At 71.6% G+C, this 13,847-nt stretch carries 17 protein-coding genes; 10 read left to right on the top strand and 7 right to left on the bottom strand.

The features are described from left to right. Nucleotide 1: 1 nt before the first annotated feature. A complete protein-coding gene (locus AB0878_RS37205) occupies nt 2-1,054 on the bottom strand; it encodes a helix-turn-helix domain-containing protein (RefSeq protein WP_366585435.1) in 1,053 nt (350 codons plus the stop codon). Nucleotides 1,055-1,145: 91 nt separating this feature from the next. Between AB0878_RS37205 and AB0878_RS37200 the strand changes: the two genes are divergently transcribed. The 4 genes from AB0878_RS37200 to AB0878_RS37185 all read left to right on the top strand — a co-directional run bounded on the left by AB0878_RS37200 (nt 1,146) and on the right by AB0878_RS37185 (nt 4,025). After that, complete coding sequence (locus AB0878_RS37200; RefSeq protein ID WP_366585433.1) at nt 1,146-2,282, top strand: cytochrome P450; 1,137 nt, start codon at nt 1,146-1,148, stop codon at nt 2,280-2,282. Between the two features lie 108 nt (nt 2,283-2,390). After that, complete coding sequence (locus tag AB0878_RS37195; RefSeq protein WP_366585431.1) at nt 2,391-2,981, top strand: HdeD family acid-resistance protein; 591 nt, start codon at nt 2,391-2,393, stop codon at nt 2,979-2,981. Between the two features lie 44 nt (nt 2,982-3,025). Continuing rightward, entirely contained in the window at nt 3,026-3,550 is a 525-nt protein-coding gene (locus AB0878_RS37190; RefSeq protein ID WP_366585523.1) for a DUF6069 family protein, read from the top strand. A 343-nt stretch (nt 3,551-3,893) separates the two neighbouring features. After that, nucleotides 3,894-4,025: a hypothetical protein gene (locus AB0878_RS37185; protein ID WP_366585429.1), complete on the top strand. Its 132-nt coding sequence runs from the start codon at nt 3,894-3,896 to the stop codon at nt 4,023-4,025. A 4-nt stretch (nt 4,026-4,029) separates the two neighbouring features. Here the strand turns inward: AB0878_RS37185 and AB0878_RS37180 are convergent, their stop codons facing one another. Beyond that, nucleotides 4,030-4,842: a DUF1295 domain-containing protein gene (locus AB0878_RS37180; protein WP_366585427.1), complete on the bottom strand. Its 813-nt coding sequence runs from the start codon at nt 4,840-4,842 to the stop codon at nt 4,030-4,032. 42 nt (nt 4,843-4,884) lie between these two features. Between AB0878_RS37180 and AB0878_RS37175 the strand changes: the two genes are divergently transcribed. After that, nucleotides 4,885-5,376: an emopamil-binding family protein gene (locus tag AB0878_RS37175; protein WP_364046391.1), complete on the top strand. Its 492-nt coding sequence runs from the start codon at nt 4,885-4,887 to the stop codon at nt 5,374-5,376. On the opposite strand, the gene AB0878_RS37170 is transcribed toward AB0878_RS37175, so the two are convergent. Then, nucleotides 5,360-5,905 carry a D-alanyl-D-alanine carboxypeptidase gene (locus AB0878_RS37170; protein ID WP_366585424.1) on the bottom strand — a complete coding sequence of 182 codons (546 nt, stop codon included), beginning with the start codon at nt 5,903-5,905 and terminating at the stop codon, nt 5,360-5,362. The two genes, AB0878_RS37175 and AB0878_RS37170, sit on opposite strands and share 17 nt — an antisense overlap. Nucleotides 5,906-6,128: 223 nt before the next feature. Between AB0878_RS37170 and AB0878_RS37165 the strand changes: the two genes are divergently transcribed. The 3 genes from AB0878_RS37165 to AB0878_RS37155 are packed head-to-tail and all read left to right on the top strand — an operon-like array spanning nt 6,129 to nt 8,724. Then, nucleotides 6,129-6,824 carry a response regulator transcription factor gene (locus tag AB0878_RS37165; RefSeq protein ID WP_366585422.1) on the top strand — a complete coding sequence of 232 codons (696 nt, stop codon included), beginning with the start codon at nt 6,129-6,131 and terminating at the stop codon, nt 6,822-6,824. After that, on the top strand, nt 6,821-8,251 hold the full coding sequence (locus AB0878_RS37160) for a HAMP domain-containing sensor histidine kinase (RefSeq protein WP_366585420.1): 1,431 nt from the start codon (nt 6,821-6,823) through the stop codon (nt 8,249-8,251). Before AB0878_RS37165 ends, AB0878_RS37160 begins: the two co-directional genes overlap by 4 nt. Next, complete coding sequence (locus AB0878_RS37155; protein WP_366585418.1) at nt 8,248-8,724, top strand: hypothetical protein; 477 nt, start codon at nt 8,248-8,250, stop codon at nt 8,722-8,724. Before AB0878_RS37160 ends, AB0878_RS37155 begins: the two co-directional genes overlap by 4 nt. Nucleotides 8,725-8,730: 6 nt before the next feature. Here the strand turns inward: AB0878_RS37155 and AB0878_RS37150 are convergent, their stop codons facing one another. After that, nucleotides 8,731-9,924, bottom strand: a complete 1,194-nt coding sequence (locus AB0878_RS37150) for an MFS transporter (RefSeq protein ID WP_366585416.1) — start codon at nt 9,922-9,924, stop codon at nt 8,731-8,733. A 277-nt stretch (nt 9,925-10,201) separates the two neighbouring features. On the opposite strand from AB0878_RS37150, the gene AB0878_RS37145 reads away from it, so the two are divergent. Further along, nucleotides 10,202-10,801: a TetR/AcrR family transcriptional regulator gene (locus AB0878_RS37145; RefSeq protein ID WP_366585414.1), complete on the top strand. Its 600-nt coding sequence runs from the start codon at nt 10,202-10,204 to the stop codon at nt 10,799-10,801. Nucleotides 10,802-10,804: 3 nt separating this feature from the next. On the opposite strand, the gene AB0878_RS37140 is transcribed toward AB0878_RS37145, so the two are convergent. Further along, a complete protein-coding gene (locus AB0878_RS37140; RefSeq protein WP_366585412.1) occupies nt 10,805-11,908 on the bottom strand; it encodes a Gfo/Idh/MocA family oxidoreductase in 1,104 nt (367 codons plus the stop codon). Further along, the gene (locus tag AB0878_RS37135; RefSeq protein WP_366585410.1) at nt 11,905-12,639 is read right to left on the bottom strand and encodes a TIM barrel protein; all 735 of its coding nucleotides are present in this window, start codon (nt 12,637-12,639) and stop codon (nt 11,905-11,907) included. The genes AB0878_RS37140 and AB0878_RS37135 overlap by 4 nt, the downstream gene beginning before the upstream one ends. A 177-nt stretch (nt 12,640-12,816) precedes the next feature. Between AB0878_RS37135 and AB0878_RS37130 the strand changes: the two genes are divergently transcribed. After that, nucleotides 12,817-13,044 (top strand): three-helix bundle dimerization domain-containing protein, encoded by a 228-nt coding sequence (locus AB0878_RS37130; protein WP_366585408.1) that lies wholly within the window; start codon nt 12,817-12,819, stop codon nt 13,042-13,044. A 1-nt stretch (nt 13,045) separates the two neighbouring features. Here the strand turns inward: AB0878_RS37130 and AB0878_RS37125 are convergent, their stop codons facing one another. Then, nucleotides 13,046-13,840 carry an SDR family oxidoreductase gene (locus tag AB0878_RS37125; RefSeq protein ID WP_366585406.1) on the bottom strand — a complete coding sequence of 265 codons (795 nt, stop codon included), beginning with the start codon at nt 13,838-13,840 and terminating at the stop codon, nt 13,046-13,048. Between the last annotated feature and the right edge of the window lie 7 nt (nt 13,841-13,847).

The raw sequence follows: 13,847 nt of genomic DNA, 5'->3' as shown, positions 1-13,847 counted from the left end.
GTCAGCCGGTCGCCGCGGCGTGGCCGGCGCCGAACCCTTCGGCACGGCGCACCACCCGCCCGGACGTGATGCGCACAGCCGTTTCCGTCGCGTCGCTCACCGCCGAAACCCCCGCCGCCGACGCGACCGCGCCCGTGTCGTCGCGCAGCACCTGCAAACGCGGCCAGGCCGAAGCCGGGAAAGCCTGGCGCAGGTGACCGCGCAGCTCGGCCAGCGCGAGGTGCGTCAACGGCGCCAGTTCCGGCGCCGAACCCGTGACCACGGCGACCGTCACGGCGGCGTCCGGCGGAGCGGCCCGGACGGCCTCCTCCGCGGCGGAAAGCCGGTGCAGCCCCAGAATCGCGACCACGCCGTCACCGGACAGCTCGGCCGGCTGCGAACGCAGTGAGTCGAACGCCGCGGGCGGAACCCACGGCTCGTCGACGGCCTGCGCGTGCGCCACGATCGGCGGCACCGCCGGCCACGTGTCGGCCAACCCCAGTGCGGGCAGGGCTTCGCAGGCGCGCACGACGTTGAACGGTTCCCCGAACCCGGGCGCGGCCGCGGCGAGGCCCGTGGCGCCGTGCAGCGTGGTCAGCGCGAGTTCGGCCACGCGCACGAGGCGGCCGGCGGACGGGGCGAGCCGCTCGAGGGCCAGGCCGAGGACGACGGCTTCGAGGCGCAGGAGCTGGGCGTACGGGCGGTGGGTGAGCTCGTCGGCGAGGATCTCCGGCCCGAGGTCCACACCGAGGCGCGAGCCGGGGTCGGTGGCGAGCGGCAGGCGGGCAACCCAGGCGCGGGCGAGGGCGCCCAGGGCCTCCGCGGTCGTCAGCCCGGGATCCGAGGCCGGGGGCTCCGCGGCGAGGCGCTCGGCCTCCTCCGCGAGCACGGCGAAGTACAACGCGCGCTTGCCGGGGAAGTTCGAGTAGACGGCGCCGCGGGTGAGCTCGGCGCGTTCGGCGATCACGTCGATCTTCGCCTCGCGGAAGCCGCGCTCGGTGAACTCGTCACGCGCCGCGGCGAGCACCTTCGCGCGGTTGAGCTCCTGCGCCTCCGCTCTGGTCAGCCGGGCCATCGTCCTCCTCGTGCTCCCGTGCTGGTCAGGATAGCGTCTGCGTACATATGATGAGACCATCTGATTTTACCATCCATAATGAGGAGCGCTCGTGACCGACGTCCCCGAGATCGACCTGACCGACCCCGCGGTGCACCGCGACCCGTTCGCCGTCTACGGCGCCGCCCGCGAGCACGGCCCCGTGGCCAAGCTCGTCGGCCCCTGTTTCGGCCCGCTGTGGGTGCTCACCCGCCTGGCCGACGCGCGCGCGATGCTCACCGACCCGCGTTTCGCGCTCGGCCCCGGCAGCTACCAGGCGCTCGACGTGCCCGACCACTGCCGGCCGTACCTGCGGACCATGCAGGAGATGGAGGGCGCGGAGCACCGGCGGCTGCGGGGCCTCGTCTCCCCCGCGTTCACGGCGCGCCGCGCGGCGGACTTCCGGCCGCGGATCGAACCGATCGTCGGCAAGCTGCTCGACGGCCTCCCGGCCGGCGGCGCCGACCTGCTGGCCGCGTTCGCGCAGCCGTTGCCGATGGAGGTGATCTGCGAGCTCGTCGGCGTGCCCGAGTCGGATCGGCCGCGCTGGCACACGTACGGGCAGAACGTGGTCGCCGGCTCGGGCGAGAGCTTCGCCGCCGCGGTGCCGGGCATCATCGACGGCGCGCGCGGCCTCACCACGCCGCCGGCGAGCGAGTTCCTCGCCCTGCTGGCCGGCACGGACGGGTTGTCCGAACCCGAGCTCGTGACCCTGGTCTGGCAGCTCGTGCTCGCGGGGCAGACGCCGGCGAACTTCGTCGCCAACGCCGTCGAGGCACTGCTCACCCATCCGGACCAGCTCGCCGTGCTGCGCGCGGAACCCGGGCTGTGGCCGACGGCGGTCGAGGAGCTGATGCGGTGGTGCGGACCTCAGCTGCTGACGATTCCTCGGCAGGCCACCGAGGACCTCACCCTGCACGGTGTCGCGATCCGGGCGGGCGAGCCCGTGTCGGCCGCGATCGCGTCGGCCAACCGCGACCCGCGCGTGTTCACCGATCCCGACCGGCTCGACGTGCGCCGCACCGAGGGCGGGCACCTCGGGTTCGCGTACGGGCCGCACTTCTGCCTCGGCGCGGCGCTCGCGCGCGTGGAGGCGGAGGTGGCGTTGCGGGGGCTGCTGGAGCGCTTTCCCGCACTGCGCCTGGGCGACGTGCGGCGCGCGGCCGACCCTGGCACGTGGCGGCTGGCGGCGCTGCCGGTGAGCTTCTGACGTCCTCTTCGGACACTTCGTCACCGACGGGTGAACAACGAAGCGGTGTGTCGATCTTCTTGCGCTGCTAACGTTTTCCCAGGTCAGCATCGTGCTCGGGAGGCAAGCATGTCCGCACACATCTCCGCCGGAGCCGGCGGTCTCGTGATGGACCCGCGGCAGACGTGGCCGCTGGTGCTCGTGCGCGGGGTGCTGGCGGTGGTGTTCGGCGTGATCGCGCTGATCTGGCCCGGCGGCACCGTGCTGGCGCTGGCGTTGGTGTTCGGCATCTACGCGCTCGCCGACGCGATCGGTGCGTTCATGCAAGCGTTCCGCCCGGGCGACGGTGCGCACCGGTTCGCGTACGTGTTGCTGGGCCTGCTCGGGCTCGCCGCGGGGGTGCTCGCGCTGGTGTGGCCCGGCGCGACCATCCTCGTGCTGGCGACGCTGGTCGGCGCGTGGGCGGTGGTCACGGGCATCGCCGAGATCGTCGCCGCGATCCGCCTGCGCAAGCAGATCACGGGCGAGGCGTTCCTCATCCTGGCCGGCACGGTGTCCGTCATCGCGGGGGTGCTGGTGCTTTTCCACCCGATCGCGGGGGCGTACGGAATCGCCTTGCTCGTGGGCATCTACGCGCTGCTGTACGGGATCATGCTCGTCGTCCTGTCCTTCCGCCTGCGGCGCGTCGCGAAACTCGAGCAGGCGAACGAGCCCGGTTAGGGCGACAATCGAGGGGGACAGCTTCGTTGACGGAGGGATCCGTGATGGCGCAGAACCCGTACGATCAGGACACCCGGCCCGGCATCGACGCGGCGCGGCTGTGGGCGGGCGGCGTCGCCACGGCGGTGGTGGCGGCCCTCGTCGCCATCGTCGGCCTGCTCATCGCCCGCGGCATCTTCGACGTCCCCGTCCTCGCGCCCAAAGGCGAGGGTGCCTGGGGCAGCGCCAGCACCACCACGTACGCCCTCGCCGCCGCGGCCGCCGCCCTGCTCGCCACGGGCCTCATGCACCTGCTGAGCATCGCGACCCCCGCGCCCAGCCAGTTCTTCGGCTGGATCATGGTGCTCGTGACGCTCATCGCGGTCGTCCTGCCCCTGACCCTCACGGTCGAACCCAGCGCCAAATACGCGACGGCCGCGATCAACCTCGTGATCGGCCTGGTGATCGCCATCGTGGTCAACAGCATGGCGGCGAACGCGCGGACTTTGCACCGTCGTAAGCGCGCTACGCGCCCGGACGCGCCGACTCAGCAGTGGAATGAACCACCGTCGAACTTCTACGACCGTTAGAGGCACTCTCCTCGGCGAATGTGGTCCGCACACAGCCCGGGGAGGGCGCAATTCTCCGCCGACTTCGTCTCGGCCCAAGCCCCAACGGGTCCAGCCGCAGGTCGTAGTCCGGCCGGTGGGCGCCCCGCAAACGGGCGGTGGCGGGTTGGCAGGTTGGTTCGCGGAATGAATGTCCACTGAGGACAAATCCCACGGCGACACCCGGGTTTTGGGTTCATCATCCGATAGCGCGTCCCGTTTCCGGTAACGGCGACCATGGGGCCGACGAGGACGACCGGGTTCTGGGCCGGCATCGAGCTCGACCTCTCCAGGGCCGTGCTCATCGACCTTCCGCTCACCGGCTGTGAGCTACACGACCTTCGTGGACGCCACGTTCGACGGTGACATCAGGTTCGAAGGCGCGCGGCTCGACGAAATGCCCTACCGGCCACCGCAGTTGCAGGCGGATGACATCGAGTTCGCCGACGAGAGCTGAATCGTCAGCCCACCGAGACCCGGCTCCGCGGAATCCACGGCACCACAGCCGAAGTCCGCTTCTGGTACTCCGCGTACTCCGGGTACCGGCCGCGCGTGATGGTCTCGGTGAAGATCGTCGAGCCGACGAACAGCAGGGTCAGCAGGACGGCCCCGGCGATCGTCCAGGGGATGCCGCCGAAGGACAGGGCGCCGAAGGCGAACACGAGCCACCACTGGGCCTGCTCGAAGAAGAAGTTCGGGTGCCGAGAGAAGCGGAACAGACCAGTTTGCAGGAAGCGCGGCGAAGGCTCGCGCCCGGCGGACTGCTCGCGCTTCTTCCACTGGTGGAAGTTCCACTGCTGCTGATCCGCCACCGTCTCCCCCGCCAGGCACGCGACGAAGATCACCGCGACGATCACGTCACCCGCACCGAAGGCCGAGCGGTGCGAAAGAGCCGTCCACGCCGGCAGCGTGATCAGCAGCAGAATGGCGTTCTGGTAGATCGTGATGAAGAAGAAGTTGAAGACCTGGAACTGCCAGGGCGCCATCTTCCCGCGCAGCACCACCCAGCGGTAGTCCTCGCCGCCGCGGGTGTAGCCGCCCTTGCGGGCGAAGTTGAAGGTGAGGCGCAAACCCCAGAGCAGCACCAGGACGAACATCACGTCGAGGCGTGCGTCGGCGAAGCCCGCGAAGGCGGCGAAGATCGCGACGTACGCCACGGGCACCAGGGACCAGATCCGGTCCACCCACGAGTACTCGCGCGTGATCACCGACAGCACCCAGCACAGGGCACAGACGCCCGCGAAGACGCAAAGGCAGACCTGGAACGCGTTCATGCCGGCACTCTAGCGCTCGAGACGTCCGCTTAGGATCATCACATGAACCTGCCGCTGCGCCGACGCGGGATCGACATCTTCTTCGCGATCGTGTTCGCCGCGTTCACGATCACCTCGCTCATCAGCGACCTGCTGCCGACCGTGGGCGTCGACTTCTCGCGCCCGTCGGACAACTTCTTCGTGAACTCCAACTACTGGTACGCCCACGACGCCGACATCCTCTTCATGCACCCGCCGGACTGGATGCGGATCGTCACGGGGCTCTCGGCGTTCGTGTACATGCCGTTCTACGTCGTGCTCGTCGTGTGCCTGCTCGCGGGCAAGAACTGGATCCAGCTCTTCGCCGTGATCTACGCGACGATGATCGTCACGCTCACCGGCGTGGTCGTGTTCGGCGTGGAGTTCTTCGGCGACCCGGCGATGCGCACCGGCAACCCGGTCAAGTTCCTGGCCTTCAACATCTGGTACGTCCTCGTGCCCCTGCTCCTGCTGATCCGCATGCGCAAGCCGATGCCGTTCACCCGGCGGTTCTGACCAATACGGCCGCGCCCGGGTGCGGCAGGCGGATCGGGAGCGTGTCGGCGTGGTACTCGAAGTGCCACCACTCGTTGTCGTAGCGGCGGTGCAGGCGGTACGCCGCGCCGTGGCGCTCCAGCCAGGCCGCGCCCTCCGTGGGCCGCACGTCGAGCGCGAAGCCGCCGACGTGGGCCGACTCCTCGGGCGGCAGCACGAGCCGGCGGGCCGCCCACGCGGAACCCGTGCGCCGGACCTCGGCGGTGAACATCGCGTGCTGCTCGGCAGCGTCGCGGTGGCCTGAAGTGAGGCCGATCAGCTGCCCGTCGCGCCAGAACGCGTCGGTGCGCGCCGCCACGAACGCCTCGCGCGCCGCGGGCGTGAGGCCCGCCAGGTCCTCCGCCGGGTAGCGCAGCGCGAGCGCCCACTGGCAGGCGAGCCGGCGGGTGTGGCGGGGCGAACGCACGAAGGCCACCGGCAGCAGCAGCACGGCCAGCAGCCGGGCGGCCGCCGCGTAGGCCGCGGCACGGGAGCGCAGCAGTTCGGTCATGGTGTCCACGGTCGCGGCCCCGTGTGCGCCGACGGTCGAAGCCGTGTCCCCGGAGCCCGACAGTTCTGTAACAGCTGGGCACGGACCAGGCTGTTACGCAACCATGACATTCCGCGCACCCGGCGATGAGACCGGACGCGGATCCTCTCGGAAGGTGTCCGCTGTGGACTGTCCGGGGAATCCGGACGGGCGGACGCGGAAGTGCGCTGCGATAGTGGGAGACATGCCCCGGGTGCTGTTGATCGAAGACGACCAGGCCGTGCGAGACGGCCTGCAGATCGCCCTGACCTACCAGGGTCACACCGTCGACGCGGTGGAAAGCGGTGAGGAAGGGCTCGCGCGGCTCGGCGCGGGCCCGGCCGATGTCGTCGTGCTCGACCTGATGCTGCCCGGGATGGACGGGTTCGAGGTGTGCCGGCGCATCCGCGCGACCGGTGACCTGCCGATCATCATGCTCACCGCGCGCAACGACGACATCGACGTGGTCGCCGGGCTCGAGGCCGGAGCCGACGACTACGTGGTGAAACCCGCCCAGCCGCGCGTGCTCGAGGCCCGGATCAAGGCCGTGCTGCGGCGCACCGGCGGCGAGCAGCGCCAGGCGGGCACGCCGAAACCCGAGGTCGAGCGCCACGGCGACCTCACCATCGACCGCGACGGGCTCGTCGTGAGCAAGCACGGCCGGCCCGTCAGCCTCGCGCCCACCGAGATGCGGCTGCTGCTGGAGCTGTCCGCGTCGCCGGGCCGGGTGCTCAGCCGCCAGCAGCTGCTGGAATCCGTGTGGGACCAGGGTTACCTGGGCGACTCACGGCTCGTCGACGCGTGCGTGCAGCGGCTGCGCGCGAAGATCGAGGACGACGCCGCGGCCCCGGTGTACGTGCAGACCCTGCGCGGGTTCGGGTACCGCTTCGGGCCCCTGTGACCGGGCTCCGCAAGCTCTGGCCCGGCTGGGGCCTGCGCACGCGGCTGCTGCTCGCGTTCGTGCTGCTGAGCGTGCTCACGACCATCGCCGTCGCCGGGGTCGGCTACCGGACCGCGCGCAACACCATCCTGAAGAACACGCAGGACAACGCGGTGCGGGAGCTGACCAGCCGCATCCAGCTGCTCTACCCGCTGCCCGCGCGCGAGCCGTCGAAGGGCATGCTCCTGAACGCCGCGGGCAAGCTCGCGGACCGCGATTCCACCGCATTCGTGACCGCGGGCACGGTCTCCGGCGGCGACCTGGACGGGGCGGTGATCTCCGATGAGCTCAAGGAGCTCGTGGCCCAGGGCAGAATCGCCTGGCAGCGGGTGGACGTCGGCGGCGAGACCCGGCTGCTGATCGGCACCCAGCTGCGGCTCACGACCAGCACGTCGCACGAGACGGAACCGTCCGGGATCGAGATCTTCGTGCTCGAGCCGTTGCAAACCGAGAGCGCGGACATCGCCTCGCTGGCCCGCAGCGCGTGGCTGACCGGCACCGGCGCGGTGGTCCTGGCGCTGCTGCTGGCGTTCGCGGCTGCCCGCAGTGTGCTCGGGCCGGTGCGCGAGCTGCGTCGCGCGGCCCACCGCCTCGGCGAGGGCGACCTGAACACCCGCCTGACCATCCACGGCACCGACGAGCTGGCCGAGGTCGGCAAGACGTTCAACACCACGGCGGAGTCGCTGCAGCACCACGTCGGCGAGCTGGAACGCATGGAGTCCGACGCGCGGCGGTTCGTGGCCGACGTGTCCCACGAGCTGCGCACCCCGCTCGCCGCGATGACCGCGGTCACGGAGGTGCTGGAGGCGGAGGTCGCCGGCCTGCCCGAGATCGCCGGGCGCGCGGTGCGGCTGGTGAGCCAGGAGACCCACAACCTCACGCGGCTGGTCAACGACCTCATCGAGGTCACCCGCTTCGACTCCGGGTCCGCGTCGCTCGCGCTCGACGAGGTGGACGTCGCCGAGGCGATCGGCGCCACCCTGCGCGCCCGCGGCTGGGTCGACGAGGTGGCCACCCAGCTGCCGCCGGGTGTCCGCGCGCGGCTCGACCCGCGCCGGCTCGACGTCGTCGTCGCGAACCTCGTCGGCAACGCGCTGCGCCACGGAGCGCCGCCCGTGCGGCTGCGGTTGAGCACGGCGGAGGGATCGCTCATGATCGAGGTCACCGACGAGGGTCCGGGGCTGAAGGAAGAGGTGCTCCCCCACGTGTTCGACCGCTTCTACAAGGCCGACACCGCGCGCAGCCGCTCCGAGGGCAGCGGCCTCGGGCTCGCGATCGCGTGGGAGAACGCCAAGCTGCACGGCGGCGAGCTCACCGCGGCCAACCGTCCGCAGGGCGGTGCGATCTTCACGCTGCGGCTCCCGCTGGACCCCGGCGGTGACGCGTGATCCGGCGCGTCGCGGCGGCGCTCGTGCTGGTCGCGCTGGCCGCCACCGCGTGCGGCGTGCAGCCGAGCGGCGCGATCTCGGGCGACCTCGCGCCGAGCGGCCCGGCGTCCACCGTGCCCGGCGCGCCGGGCGTCAGCTCGATCTACCTGGTGGCCAACGGCGTGGTCGTCCAGGTCCAGCGCCCCGGTCTGGACCAGACCGACGACGCGCTGATCGACGCGCTGGTGCAAGGGCCGACGTCCGCGGAGAAGGCGTCCGGCTTCACCACCGAGGTCCCGCAGTCCGCCCTGCCGGCCGCCGTGTCGGTCTCCGCGTCGGAGGTCACCGTGCAGCTGGCCACGGACGTGCTGACGCTGTCTTCCTTGGCCGTGTCGCAGATCGTGTGCACGCTGCACCTGCGCGACGCCCCGGACGGCAGCGTGTTCACGCTCGTCGGCGGGGGCAACGTCCGCAGCGGCGAACGCTGCGGCTGAACCGCCTCAGCCCACTTCTGCCGGTTCGCGGGCCTGTCGCGGGGCGATGACCGGCGCCGCCACCACCGCGGCCACGCAGAGCGCGAACGGCACGGCGAAGGCGACGTTGAGCGGCATCCACCGCGTGAGCCCGCCGATGAGGGCGGGACCGGCGAGCAGCCCGACGTAGCCGAGGCCGACGACCCGGGCCATCAGCGCACCCGACGCCCGCGTGTCGAGGTTGCCCGCCGCGGTGAACAGCTGCGGGACGCCACCCGCGAGACCCAGGCCGAAGATCGCCCAGCCGGCCAGTGCGAGCGGCACCCACGGCGACAGCGACGCGGTGGCGAGCCCGACGGCGGCGAGCGCCGACCCGTAGCGCACCACCGCGACCGGGCCGGCCAGCGCCGCGACGCGGTCGGTGGCGAAGCGGCCGACGGTCATGGCCACGGCGAAGGAGCCGTACGCGAGTGCGGCGGTGCTCGCCGACGTACCCAGCACATCCTGCAGATGCAGCGCGGCCCAGTCGTTCGCGACACCCTCGGCGAGCATCAACGCGAACGCCAGCGCGCCGAGCAGCCAGACCACCCGCGCCGGCGTGCGGCTGCGGACCGGTGCGACCGGCGTGGTTTCGACGGGCGCCGGACGTCCGGAGTCGAGCAGGAGCCGTCCGGCGGCCAGCGAAGCGACGACGCACAACGCGCCGGTGGAACTCAGCGTGACGGCCGTGGGAACGCCCGCGCCCAGCACCGCCGCGCCGACCACCGCGGCGAGCGCGCCGCCGATCGACCACATCGCGTGGAACGCCGCCATGATCGGCCGCGGGTAGGCCCGCTCGACGACCACGGCCTGGGCGTTCATGGCGACGTCGAGGGAACCGTTGAAGAAGCCGAAGACGAGCAGCGAAAGCCCGAGCGCCCACCAGCTGGTGGCCAGCCCGGGCAGGAACAGCGCGAGCCCCAGGAGCACCCCGGCCGCCGGCACCACGCGGCGGTGCCCGAACCGATCGGCGAGCGGCCCGGACACCTGCATCCCGACGAAGGCCGCCCCGCCGAGCACCAGCAGCAACGCGCCGAGCGTGGTGTGCGAAATCCCCGTGGCCCGCTCCACGACGGGGATGTGCACCACCCACATGCCCACGGCGAACCCGTTGAGCGCGAAGAAGCTCCACGTCGCAACACGAGCGGCGCGCGGCAGCGCCCGCGCGGATGATTCGGTCATATCAGACGGGTCCTCCTGTGGCTCGGCCCTCGCATGGTCGCACAGCAGCCAAGGAAACGCACAATCATTTTGTTCGAACGATCACGTCAGACGATCGAACACGGTATTTTCTGCCCCGGCTCCGCCGAGGCGGGCGAGATCGCCTTTGAGCCGGCGATCTCGCGGGTGGGCCAAGGGGCAGAGAGTGAGCGGGCAGGCGCAACACGCGGGCACGGCCCATCTCGTCATCGCGCCTGCGGCACAATGACGAGATGGCCGCCGAACCGAGCTCGCTCCCGTGACCGGGGGTTACCTGAAGGGCCGGATCCGCCGCGAGGACATCATTTCCGCGGCCGCCGTGGTGTATGGCGAGGCCGGGTACCACGGTTCGTCGTTGCGGGAGATCGCCAAGCGGGTCGGGATCAGCCACGCCGGGCTGCTGTACTACTTCCCCACCAAGGAGGCGCTGCTCGCCGCCGTGCTCGAGCGGCGGGACGCGGAGGACTCGGAGCGCGAGCAGCTGACCGTGCCGCCCGGACTGGAGGTGCTGCGGCACTTCGTCGCGCTGGCCGAGCACAACGTGCGCCACCCGGGCATCGTCGACCTGTACTCGCGGCTGGCGGCCGAGGCCGTGGCGCCCGACCACCCCGCGCACGAGTACTTCGAACTCCACTACCGGCAGGCGCGCGAAAGCGTGATCGGCTCCTTCCGGCTGCTGGCCACGACGGGCGAACTGCGCGAAGGCGTCGACCCGGACTTCGCGGCGCTCACGTTCATCGCCCTCATGGACGGGTTGCAGGTCCAGTGGCTCACCACCCCCGGCGACGTCGACCTCGTCGGCTCCTTGCGGTTCTACCTGCGCACCCTGCTGACCGTCCCCCTGGATCCCGAGGACTGACCGCTAGAGCGTGCGCGCGTAGGGGTCCCAGCCGTCCGGCAGGGCGGGCGGGACGTCGACCGTGCCGGCCACCTCCACGGACTGGCCGCGCGTGATCGACTCGTCGATGGCGAGCATCGCGTCGAGCACGTGGTAGGCCAGCTCCCCGGACGCGCGTTCGGGCACCCCGGCCCGGATCGCGCGGGCCAGCTCCAGCGCGCCCGTGCCGCGCGAGGCCGCGTGTCCTTGCGCCGCAAGCTCTTCCGGCTCCGCCGCACCCAGCAGATGCAGCTTCGTGGAGCCGTCGAAGCGGTTCGGGTCCGGCAGCACCGCGGTGCCGAGCGCGCCCGACACCTCGACGAAACCCGTGCGCGCCAAGGCGGAATCGAAGCTCAGCACGATCTGCGCGCTGCCGCCGCGGGTGAACTCGACGAGCGCGGTCACCGTGGTCGGCACCGTCACCGCGAACTCCGTGCCGGCCCGCGGACCCGAGCCGATCACGCGCGTGTCCCGCGCGCGGCCGCCCGCGCCGGTCACCTTGCGGATCGGGCCGAACAGCTGCACGAGCTCCGTGAGGTAGTACGGCCCCATGTCGAGCAGGGGGCCTCCGCCGTGCTGGAACAGGAACTCCGGCGCCGGGTGCCAGCTCTCCGGCCCCGGTGTCTGGAACAGCGCGAGAGCCGTGCGCGGTTCGCCGATACGACCGGCCTCGATCGCGCGCCGCGCGGTCTGCAGGCCGGCGCCGAGCACGGTGTCGGGCGCGCTCGCCACCCGCAAACCCTTCTCCCGCGCGCGATCCAGCAGTTTGCGGCCCGTCTGCCGGTCGAGCGCGAGCGGCTTTTCCGCCCACACGCTCTTGCCCGCGTCCAGCGCCGCGAGGCCGACCTCGACGTGCGCGGCCGGGACCGTGAGGTTCACGACCAGCTCGATCTCCGGGTTCGCCAGCAGATCGGCGACGGTTTCCCCCTTCGGCACACCGTGTTTCTCCGCCTGCGCCCGCGCGCGGGCCACGTCGAGGTCCGCGACGGAGAGCACCCGCACGTCGGGGAAGCCCGTGAGGTTCTCGAGGTAGGTGTCGCTGATGACCCCCGCGCCGATCACGCCGACGCCGACGGGGCCCGTGGTCACTTCGCGCCCTCGGTGAGGTAGGCGAAGCTGGCGGCGATGCCGTCGAAGATGTCGCCGTCGAAGCGGTCGAACTCCACCACGCGCAACGCGTCGGGCGCCGCGGCCAGGACCTCCGGCAGCGGGACGCTGCCCTGGCCGGCCGGAACCTGACCGGACGCGTCGGTGGCGAGCGCGCCGTCCTTCACGTGGATGGCGTGCACGCGCGAGCCGAGCCGGGCGAGCAGCTCCGGCGCGTTCGCCCCGCCCGCCGTGGCCCAGTAGGCGTCGACCTCCAGCGCGACGGCCGGGTCGAGCTGGTCGGCGAACACCTCGAACGCGTGGCGGCCGTCGATCCGGGACTCCAGCTCCCACCAGTGGTTGTGGTAGCCGACCCGCACGCCGTGCTCTTCGGCGATCTTCGCGGCGGCGTTGAGCGCTTCCGCGGTGGCCGTGATGTCCGCGGCGTTCTGCCACTGCTCGGGCTTCACGAGCGGGTCGATGACCACGGCGATGCCGAGCTGCTTCGCCGCGGCGAACACGGCGTGCTGGTCCTCGCCGATGAGCTTGGCGTGGGCCGTGGGCGCGGTCAGCCCGTTGGCCGGCAGACCGGCGCCGAGCGCGGCCACGTTCTCTACGACGCCGTACGGCTCGACCTGTGTGAACCCGATCGCGGCGAGGCGCCGCAGGGTGTCCGCCGGGTCGGCCGCGAACGCGTCGCGGACCGAGTACAGCTGCACGGAAGGCTTGCCCATTCCAGCTCCTTGGCTTCGCGGTTCGGCGCCCGGAGCGCCGCGTCGCCTGAATTTCTACCACCTGGTCAAAATTGGCACCAGGCGTTTGCGAGAGGTCCACACGTTCGCCCGCCCGTTTGAGGAGAGCCCGCGGCGGGCAGCAGTCACCAGGGGCCGAAACCACGGAAAGGGACGGCGATGACCCACCAGGGCATGGACGACTTGATGGTGAAGGGTGAAGAGGAGAGTTTCTCCGCGCTGAAGTCACGGCTCGTCGACGAGTACGGCAGCGCGCGCGAACCCGAGATCAACCGCACGATCACCGCGCAGCGCCGCCACTTCGACGACGCCGGCGTGCGCAGCTTCCTGCCCGTCCTCGTCGAGCGGCAGGTGCGCGACCGGCTCGGTGAGCCCCAAGGGCGCTGACCTACGGGAGGATCGAGTCGACGTACCCGCCGTCGACGCGGAGGGCGCCGCCGGTGGTGGCGGAGGCGAGCGGTGAGCTGAGGTACACCACGAGGTTCGCGATCTCCTCGGGCTCGATCAGCCGCTGCAGCAACGACTGGGGGCGGTGGGTCTTCATGAACTCCCGCTGCGCCTGCTCCCACGGCAGGTTCTTGTCCACGAGCTGGTAGACGAAGTCCTCGACGCCACCGGTGTGCGTGGGGCCGGCGATCACGGAGTTGACCGTGACGCCGGTCCCCGCCGCCGCTTTGGCGAAGCCGCGCGAGACGCCCAGCAGGGCCGTCTTCGACATGCCGTAGTGGATCATCTCGGCGGGGATCACCACGGCCGAGTCGCTCGCGATGTTCAGCACGCGGCCCCAGCCCTGCTCGGTCATCGCGGGCAGCGTCAGGCGCGTGAGCCGCACGGCCGCGAGCACGTTGACCTCGAAGTAGCGCCGCCAGTCGTCGTCGGTGATCTCCAGGGGCTCCTGCGCACCGAAGATGCCGAGGTTGTTCACGAGGACGTCGGCGCGCCCCGCGCGGTCGAGGACCTGGTGCGCGCCTTCGTCGGTGGTCACGTCGCCGGCGCCCGCCACGAACTCCCCGTCGGGCACCTGGGTCCCGAGTTCCTCGATCGCCTTCGCGACTCCGGCGTCGCCACGCCCGTTCACCACCACGCGCGCGCCCGCCTTGGCGAGGCCCGCGGCGATCGCCGCGCCGATCCCCTGCGTGGAACCGGTGACGAGGGCCGTCCTGCCGTCGAGGTCGAGCTTCATGGGGTTT

The sequence above is a fragment of the Amycolatopsis sp. NPDC047767 genome (assembly GCF_040704195.1).
Classification (GTDB): Bacteria; Actinomycetota; Actinomycetes; order Mycobacteriales; family Pseudonocardiaceae; genus Amycolatopsis.
Note: the sequence above shows the minus strand (reverse complement) of the source record. Positions and strands in the feature narration are given on the sequence as shown.